Genomic DNA, 8,299 nt, shown 5'->3' with positions numbered 1-8,299 from the left:
CGCCTGACCCCCGCCTGACCCCGCACGCCCCGTGCCAACGGGGCGGCTTTGCTCGCGTTGGGCGACGGCAAAGCCACCCCGATGGCATCCGGGGTGTCGCTCGGACGGGTGGTCTGGCACTTGTGGGCCATCCCCGGCGCGGGTGGGCCGGTGCATCGGGCCGGTGATCCACGTCATGCTGACCCACTATGAAGACCACGGCAGCGGTGCTCTGGGAGACGGGCGGCAAATGGGAGGTCGAGGAGGTCGAGCTCGACCCGCCAGGCCCGGGTGAGGTGATGGTCGAGCTCGCCGCGAGCGGGCTGTGCCACTCCGACGAGCATCTGGTGACCGGCGACCTGCCGGTTCCGTTCCCGATGATCGGCGGCCACGAGGGCGCCGGCCGCATCATCGAGGTCGGTGCGGGCGTGACCGAGGTGGCCGTCGGCGACCCGGTCGTGATGACCTTCCTGCCCAGCTGCGGGCGCTGCTCGTACTGCGCACGCGGGTACACCAGCCTGTGCGACGACGGCGCCGGCGCCACGCTCGGCCCGCAGCTCGACGGCACCTACCGCTTCCACGCCCGCGGCGAGGACGTCGGCCAGATGTGCCTGCTGGGCACGTTCGCCAAGCACACCGTGGTGCCGGTGAAGTCCGTCGTGAAGATCGACGAGGGGTTCCCGCTGCACCTGGCGGCGCTCGTCGGCTGCGGCGTCACCACCGGGTTCGGGTCCGCGGTCCGGACCGCCGAGCTGCGCGCGGGCGACACCGCGGTCGTGGTCGGGGTCGGCGGCATCGGGGCGAACGCCGTGCAGGGTGCGCGGGTGGCGGGCTGCCGTTACGTCGTCGCCGTCGACCCGGTGGAGTTCAAGCGCGAGAAGGCGCTCGAGCTGGGTGCCACCCACGTCGCCACGAACATGGACGAGGCCTGGGAGACGGTCAGCTCGCTCACCCGCGGCCAGCTCGCCGACGCCGCCATCCTGACCACCGGCGTCGCGGAGGGCAGCTACCTGCAGCCCGCGCTGCAGCTGGTCGGGAAGAAGGGCCGGGTCGTCGTCACGGCGCTGGGCCACCCCGACGAGGACACCGCGTCGCTGTCGCTGCTGGAGCTCACGCTCTACGAGAAGCAGATCCGCGGCGCGCTCTTCGGCAGCTCGAACGGCCAGCACGACGTGCCGCGGCTGCTGGAGATGCACAACCTGGGCCAGCTCAAGCTGGAGGAGCTGATCACCCGCGAGTACTCCCTCGAAGAGATCAACACCGGCTACCAGGACATGCGTGACGGTCGCAACATCCGCGGCCTCATCCGGTACTGACGACCCTGACGGCAAGGAGGCCGAGCGATGACCACCACGGTGACGAACAGCGGTAAGCGCAGTATCGAGCACGGCAAGCGCGAGGGTTTCGCGAGCCTGAGCCAGGGCGGGATCAACTTCGATTCGTTCCCGATGCGGCTGTTCGGCAAGGGCAACGGACGGCAGTGGAACCCGGGCGACATCGACTTCTCCCAGGACGCCGAGGACTTCGCGAACATGACCGACGACGAGCGCTGGTGGACCTGCGCGCTCGCCGCGCAGTTCCTGGCCGGCGAGGAGTCGGTGACCCAGGACCTGCAGCCGTTCGTCGCCGCGATGGCGGCGGAGGGCCGGCTCGCCGACGAGATGTACCTGACCCAGTTCGTGTACGAAGAGGCCAAGCACACGATGGGCTTCCGCCGCTTCTTCGACGCGGTGGGCATGACCGGTGACCTGCACGAGTTCATCGAGTTCAACGACGGCTACATGGAGATCTTCACCAAGCAGCTGCCGGACAGCCTGTACGCGCTGGCGAACGACCCGTCGCCACGCAACCAGATCCGCGCGTCGGTGACCTACAACCACATCGTGGAGGGCACGCTGGCGCTGACCGGCTACTTCGCCTGGTCGAAGGTCTGCACCAGCCGCGGGATCCTCCCCGGCATCCAGAAGCTCATCAAGCACATCGGTGACGACGAGCGCCGTCACATGGCGTGGGGCACGTTCACCTGCCGCCGCCACGTCGCCGCCGACGACGCCATGTGGGACGTCGTGGACGAGCGGATGCAGGAGCTCATCGTCCCCTCGATGGGCGTCGTCACCGCGACGTTCGACAAGTACGAGGGCCAGGACCCGCCGTTCGCGGTGGACGTCTCCGAGATGGCCGAGTACGCGATGGACAAGCTGGGCCGCCGGCTCGGTGCCATCGAGTCGGCGCGCGGGGCGAACCTGCTCGACATCGACGTCGATGCGTCGCCGGAGCTGCTCGAGGAGAAGTTCCACGCCGAGGACCAGGAGCAGCTCCTCGCCGCGGCGAGCTAGCCGGGCGACGCCATGCTCAGCCTGGATCGCAGGGACCGTTTCGACTGGCTGCGGAAGATCGAGCGGTTGGATACGGAGACCGACTACGTCGAGATCTACCGGATCATGTCCGGCCACGAGTTCCCGTGGGACATGAACCAGTCGCTGAGCTTCGCGTTGTTCCGTACCTACGCCGTGCCGAGCATCGGGCGGCTGCTGGCGGAGACCGGGGAGTTCACGCAGCGGGTGCAGAAGCGCTACGACGACACCGCGCTGATCCTGGAGACGGTGCTGGAGTACGGGTTCGGCCACGAGACCGGGCGTGCGGCCATCCGGCGGATGAACCAGATGCACCGCAGCTACCCGATCACGCAGGACGACCTGCGCTACGTGCTCTGCACGTTCGTGGTGGTGCCGATCCGGTGGATGGACGACTACGGCTGGCGGCCGTTCACCGAGCGGGAGAAGGTCGCGAGCGCGAACTACTACCGCGAGCTGGGCCGGCACATGGGGATCACCGAGATCCCGGCCACGTACCAGGAGTTCACCGAGCACCTGGACCGCTACGAGGCCGAGCACTTCGGCTACGACGACGGCGCCCGGGCCGTCGCCGACTCCACCCTGGAGCTCATGACGACGTTCCCGCCCAACCATCTGGCGCCGAAGGGGCTCGTGAAGACGTTCTCCTACGCGCTGATGGACGCACCGCTGCGCGACGCCCTGCGCTACCCGGCGCCGCCCAAGCCCGTGGAGATGGCGTCCCGGGCGGCGCTCATGCTGCGCGGGAAGGTCGTGCGGCTGATGAAGCCGCGGGCGGAGATGAAGATGGCCCGGGACATGCCGAGCATCCGCAGCTATCCGAACGGGTTCGACGTCTCCCGGCTGGGGACGTTCCCGACGGGGTGCCCGGTGCCGCACACGGCACGCCGGTCGCCCGATGCGCCGGCGGAGCCGGCCGCGACCTGACCGCATCCGGATTCGCAGCACCGGTGGCCGGGAAGGAGCCGGAAGGCTCCTTCCCGGCCACGCGCATTCGCGGCTCCTTCGCCTTCTCCGTCATTCCGCGGAGCCCGATCCGGGGGCGTCCGGCTCGATCGGGTGACATGCGCATTCACCGTCCGTAGACCTTGTGCGCCGCGCACAGGCGCCATCGGCAAGTTCGTGATCCGAATCTATGTTTCGGATCACAGGCGGCCCGTACCGTCCCTTCGACATCACGACGGGGCGAAGGGCGAGGGTCGTGCACAATGCGGTGCTGCCGGACGAGCGGGCGCGACGGAATCCGTCCGCGGCGTGCATCGCCGACGACGAACTGCAGCTGACCAATTCCGCATTCGCCGGGCGCGTGCGCGCGGCCGCCGGTGCGCTGCAGCGCCGGGGCGTCGAGCCCGGTGACGTCGTCGCGGTCGTGCTGCCCAACCGGGTGGAACTCGTCGTCGCGCTGTTCGCGGCCTGGCGCCTGGGCGCCGCCGTGACACCGGTGAATCCCGCGCTGACCGCCGCCGAGGCGAGGTACCAGATCGAGGACTCCGGCGCGGTGGTCGTGCTCGGTGACGGGTCGGGTCCCGATGTCGCCACCATGGACGTGGCGGACCTGCCCGCCGTGGCGGCCGGCGCCGGCCCGGCCCCGGTCCCCGCCGATCCCGCCGCGCTCGCCCTGCTCATCCACACCAGCGGCACGACCGGCCGGCCCAAGGGCGTGATGCTCGACCACGCCAACCTGACGGCGATGTGCGCGATGGCGATCGCGTCGGTCGGACTGGGCCCGTCCGACCACAGCCTGCTCGTCCTGCCGCTGTTCCACGTCAACGGGATCGTGGTCAGCGTGCTGTCGCCGCTGCTCGCGGGCGGGCGGGCGACGATCGCCGGACGGTTCCGCCCGGCCGCGTTCTTCCCGGCCGTCGAGGCGGTGCGGCCCACCTACTTCTCCGCGGTGCCCGCGATCTACGCGATGCTCGCGACGCTGCCCGAGGAGGTCCGGCCCGACACGTCGTCGCTGCGGCTCGCCATCTGCGGTGCGGCCCCGATGCCGGCCGAGCTGATCGGGCGCTTCGAGCGCCGGTACCGGATCCCGATCGTCGAGGGCTACGGACTCTCCGAGGGCACCTGCGCGTCGACGATCAACCCGGTCGGCGGCATCCGCAAGCCGGGCACCGTCGGGTTGCCGATCCCGGGCCAGGAGGTCGCGATCGTGGACGCCCGCGGGCGGCGGGTCACCGACGGGTCGCCGGGCGAGGTGGTGGTGCGCGGTCCCAACGTGATGTGCGGCTACCTCAACCGGCCGGAGGAGACGGCGCGGACCGTCGTCGACGGCTGGCTGCACACGGGCGATGTCGGCCGATTCGACGAGGACGGCTACCTCGTGCTCGTCGACCGCATCAAGGACATGATCATCCGGGGTGGCGAGAACATCTACCCCAAGGAGATCGAGTCCGTCCTGCACTCCCATCCCGCGGTTCTCGAGGTCGCCGTCGTCGGCCGTGCGCACACCGTTCTCGGCGAGGTCCCCGTCGCGTTCGTGACGCTGAACCCGGGGGCCACCGCGACCGCTGCGCAACTGCACGAGCACTGCGCCGGATCCCTGTCGACGTACAAGCGTCCCGCCGACATCGTCATGGTGCCGACGCTGCCCAGGAATCCGGTCGGGAAGATCGACAAGATCCGATTGCGCGACCGGCTCGCCGAATCCGGGTCGACCGCAGGCTGACCCGCCGTCCCCATCGGTGTGGATTCGCCGCGCCGTGGACCAGGAACGAAGGACCATCCATGGGATTCATCGCCCCCGATTTCCCTGACATCGACCGCGAGGAATGGAAGGCGAAGCCGCGGCTGGAACGGATCAAGCCGCTGGCGCTGCACTGGGTCGAGAACGGGTTCGGCACGCCGTACGCGGTCTACCTGCTCTACGTCGTCAAACTCGTCGGGTACGTGTGGGGCGGGATCGCGCTCATCGCGCTGACCCCGGGCCTCGGCCCGGTCTCCGACCTCACGTCCTGGTGGACGGAGCCGGTCTTCTTCCAGAAGGTCGTCATCTGGACGCTGCTGTACGAGGTCCTCGGCCTCGGCTGCGGCTCGATGCCGCTGACGCTGCGCTTCCTGCCGCCGGTGGGCGCCTTCCTGCACTGGCTCCGGCCGGGCACCGTCCGGCTGGCGCCGTGGCCGGGCAAGGTCCCGCTGACCCGGGGGACGACCCGCACGGTCGTCGACGTCCTGCTCTACCTTGCCGTGCTCGTCTCGGCGGGCCGGCTGGTCGTCGCTGCGGGGTCGCCGGACCTCGTCCCCGTCGGCCACTCCGCCGGCCTGCTCGCGCCGGTGTCGATCGCACCGCTGCTGGTCGCCCTCGCGCTGATCGGGCTGCGTGACAAGACGATCTTTCTGGCGGCCCGCGCGGAGCAGTACGCGGTGACCGTGGTCGTCTTCCTGTTCCCGTACTCGGACATGCTGATCGGCCTGAAGCTGGTCATGCTGGCGATGTGGTGGGGCGCGGCGTCGTCCAAGCTGAACCACCACTTCCCCTACGTGGTCTCGATCATGATCAGCAACAGCCCGTTGCAGCGGATCAACTGGATCAAGCGGAAGTTCTACCGCGACTACCCGAACGACATCCGTCCCTCACGGCTCGCGGGCGTGGCGGCGCACACCGGCACGGTGATCGAGTACGTGGTCCCCGTGGTGCTGGTGCTGTCGCACGGCGGGATCGTCACCTCGCTGGCGATCGGCCTCATGTTGATCTTCCACCTGCACATCCTGTCGACCTTCCCGATGGGAGTGCCGCTGGAGTGGAACATCTACGTCATGTTCGCGACGGTGTTCCTCTTCGGTGCGAACGCCCACGTGGACGTGTTCGGCCTCGGTTCGCCGCTGCTCGGGGTGATCCTGCTGGCCGCGCTCGTCGCGATGCCCGTGCTGGGCAACGCGAAGCCGCACCTGGTGTCGTTCCTTCCGGCGATGCGGTACTACGCGGGCAACTGGGCCACGAGCTTCTGGTGCTTCCGCAAGGGCGCCGACGGCCCGGGCACCGGGGCGGAGAACGCGCTCAACGCCCACATCGTCAAGGCCGCCCGCACCACCCGGGACCAGCTCGCGACGCTCTACGACGACGACACCGCCGAGCTGATGCTGGCCAAGGCCATGGCCTGGCGCTCGATGCACAGCCACGGCCGGGCGCTGAACGGGCTGCTCCCGCGCGCGTTGGACGACATCGAGGCCTACGACGTGCGCGAGGGCGAGTTCGTGGCGGGGGTCGTCCTCGGCTGGAACTTCGGCGAGGGCCACCTGCACGACGAGAGCCTGCTGGCCGCGGTGCAGGAGCGGTGCGGCTTCGCCCCGGGCGAGCTGCGGGTGATCATGCTCGAATCGCAGCCCATCCAGGTCCAGCGCCAGCACTACCGCATCCACGACGCGGCCACCGGGCTCGTCGAGGAGGGGTACGTGCGGATCGAAGACATGATCTCCCGCCAGCCGTGGCTCGACGGCGCCGGCTCGCAGATCCCCGTCGAGGTCATCGGCGGACCCGGGGACCGTGACCGGCCCGACGTCCCCAGCAGCGCATGACCGGCGGCGACACCGCGATCGTGGTGGGGGCCGGCCCGAACGGGCTGGCCGGCGCCGTCGCCCTGGCCCGCGCGGGCCTGCGGGTGACGGTGCTCGAGGCCGCGGACGAGATCGGCGGGGGCACCCGGACGAGCGAGCTGACCGTGCCGGGGGTGCTGCACGACCACTGCTCGGCGGTCCACCCGATGGTTCTCGGGTCGCCGTTCCTGCAGACGCTCGGGCTCGACCGGTACGGCCTGGAGTGGTGCCGGCCGGAGGTCGACCTGGCCCACCCGCTCGACACCGGCGGGGCCGGGGTGCTGGTGCGCTCGCTCGACGAGACGGCCGCCGGGCTCGGCGTGGACGGCCCCGCCTGGCGACGCCTGTTCGGCCCGCTGAGCGCCGGTTTCGACGCGCTGTCCGCGGATCTGATGCGGCCGGTCGTGCACGTCCCGCGACACCCGGTGCGGCTCGCCGGGTTCGGCCTGCGGGCGCTGCAGCCGGCCGCCCTGGTGGCGCGCCGCTGGCGCACCGACGCTGCCCGGGCGCTGTTCGCCGGGGTGGCGGCGCACGCCTTCCACCCGTTCGAGCGGCCCACGAGCGCAGCGATCGGGCTCATGCTCACGGCCGCCGGGCACCGCTTCGGCTGGCCGGTCGCGCGCGGCGGGTCCCGTGCGATCACCGACGCGCTGGCCGCGCTGCTCGCCGACCTCGGCGGCACGATCGAGACCGGGATCCGGGTGCGCTCGCTCGCCGAGCTCCCGCCGGCCGCCGCCGTGCTGCTCGACCTCGCCCCGGGCGCGGTCGCCGACCTCGCCGGGGACCGGCTCCCGGCGCGTGTCGCCCGGGCCTACCGGCGGTACCGGCACGGGCCGGGAGCCTTCAAGGTCGACCTCGCGGTGGCGGGCGGGGTGCCGTGGCGCAACGAGCACTGCCGGCGGGCCGGGACGGTGCACGTCGGCGGCACGTTCGAGGAGATCGCGCTCGCCGAGCGGGAGATCCACCGCGGACGGCTGCCGGAGCGGCCGTTCGTGCTCGTCGCGCAGCAGTACCTGGCCGACCCCGGCCGGTCGGCGGGCGACGTCCACCCCGTGTGGGCCTACGCGCACGTGCCGCACGGGTATCCCGGTGACGCCACCGACCTGGTGCTCGACCAGCTGGAGCGGTTCGCGCCGGGGCTGCGGGAGCGGATCGTCGGGCTCGCCGTGCGGTCGGCGCCCGGGTTCGCGGCGTACAACGCGAACTACGTCGGCGGCGACATCGTCACCGGGGCCAACACCGAACTGCAGGTCCTGATGCGCCCGCGGATCGCCCTCGACCCGTACAGCACCGGGATCCCGGGTGTGTTCATCTGCTCCGCCGCCACCCCACCCGGCGCCGGCGTGCACGGCATGGGCGGGGCGAACGCGGCGCGGTCGGCCCTGCGGCGGTTGCGGATCCCGGTGACGGCCTAGCATCCCGCCAGCCGCGGG

At 71.1% G+C, this 8,299-nt stretch carries 6 protein-coding genes; all 6 read left to right on the top strand.

The window, feature by feature from the left end; translation table 11 throughout:
- The first annotated feature begins 188 nt into the window (after positions 1-188).
- The 6 genes from HF526_RS28215 (at position 189) to HF526_RS28190 (ending at position 8,281) form a co-directional block, all read left to right on the top strand.
- Positions 189-1,295, top strand: coding sequence for an NDMA-dependent alcohol dehydrogenase (locus HF526_RS28215; RefSeq protein ID WP_169384619.1), 1,107 nt, complete (start codon positions 189-191; stop codon positions 1,293-1,295).
- Between the two features lie 27 nt (positions 1,296-1,322).
- Positions 1,323-2,315, top strand: coding sequence for a R2-like ligand-binding oxidase (locus HF526_RS28210; protein WP_169384618.1), 993 nt, complete (start codon positions 1,323-1,325; stop codon positions 2,313-2,315).
- Positions 2,316-2,327: 12 nt separating this feature from the next.
- Positions 2,328-3,260 (top strand): oxygenase MpaB family protein, encoded by a 933-nt coding sequence (locus tag HF526_RS28205; RefSeq protein WP_169384617.1) that lies wholly within the window; start codon positions 2,328-2,330, stop codon positions 3,258-3,260.
- Between the two features lie 274 nt (positions 3,261-3,534).
- Positions 3,535-5,001 carry an AMP-binding protein gene (locus HF526_RS28200; protein WP_169384616.1) on the top strand — a complete coding sequence of 489 codons (1,467 nt, stop codon included), beginning with the start codon at positions 3,535-3,537 and terminating at the stop codon, positions 4,999-5,001.
- A 59-nt stretch (positions 5,002-5,060) separates the two neighbouring features.
- Positions 5,061-6,848 (top strand): DUF3556 domain-containing protein, encoded by a 1,788-nt coding sequence (locus HF526_RS28195; RefSeq protein WP_169384615.1) that lies wholly within the window; start codon positions 5,061-5,063, stop codon positions 6,846-6,848.
- Positions 6,845-8,281, top strand: coding sequence for a phytoene desaturase family protein (locus HF526_RS28190; protein WP_169384614.1), 1,437 nt, complete (start codon positions 6,845-6,847; stop codon positions 8,279-8,281). The genes HF526_RS28195 and HF526_RS28190 overlap by 4 nt, the downstream gene beginning before the upstream one ends.
- Positions 8,282-8,299 lie beyond the last annotated feature (18 nt).

It is taken from the genome of Pseudonocardia acidicola (assembly GCF_012911935.1).
Classification (GTDB): Bacteria; Actinomycetota; Actinomycetes; order Mycobacteriales; family Pseudonocardiaceae; genus Pseudonocardia; species Pseudonocardia acidicola.
This window is presented reverse-complemented; position numbering and strand designations above follow the sequence as displayed.

What these genes read in the sequence shown, in the direction of transcription:
- HF526_RS28215 (WP_169384619.1), top strand. Translation starts at nt 189, where the DNA reads ATGAAGACCACGGCAGCGGTGCTCTGGGAGACGGGCGGCAAATGGGAG.
- HF526_RS28210 (WP_169384618.1), top strand. Translation starts at nt 1,323, where the DNA reads ATGACCACCACGGTGACGAACAGCGGTAAGCGCAGTATCGAGCACGGC.
- HF526_RS28205 (WP_169384617.1), top strand. Translation starts at nt 2,328, where the DNA reads ATGCTCAGCCTGGATCGCAGGGACCGTTTCGACTGGCTGCGGAAGATC.
- HF526_RS28195 (WP_169384615.1), top strand. Translation starts at nt 5,061, where the DNA reads ATGGGATTCATCGCCCCCGATTTCCCTGACATCGACCGCGAGGAATGG.
- HF526_RS28190 (WP_169384614.1), top strand. Translation starts at nt 6,845, where the DNA reads ATGACCGGCGGCGACACCGCGATCGTGGTGGGGGCCGGCCCGAACGGG.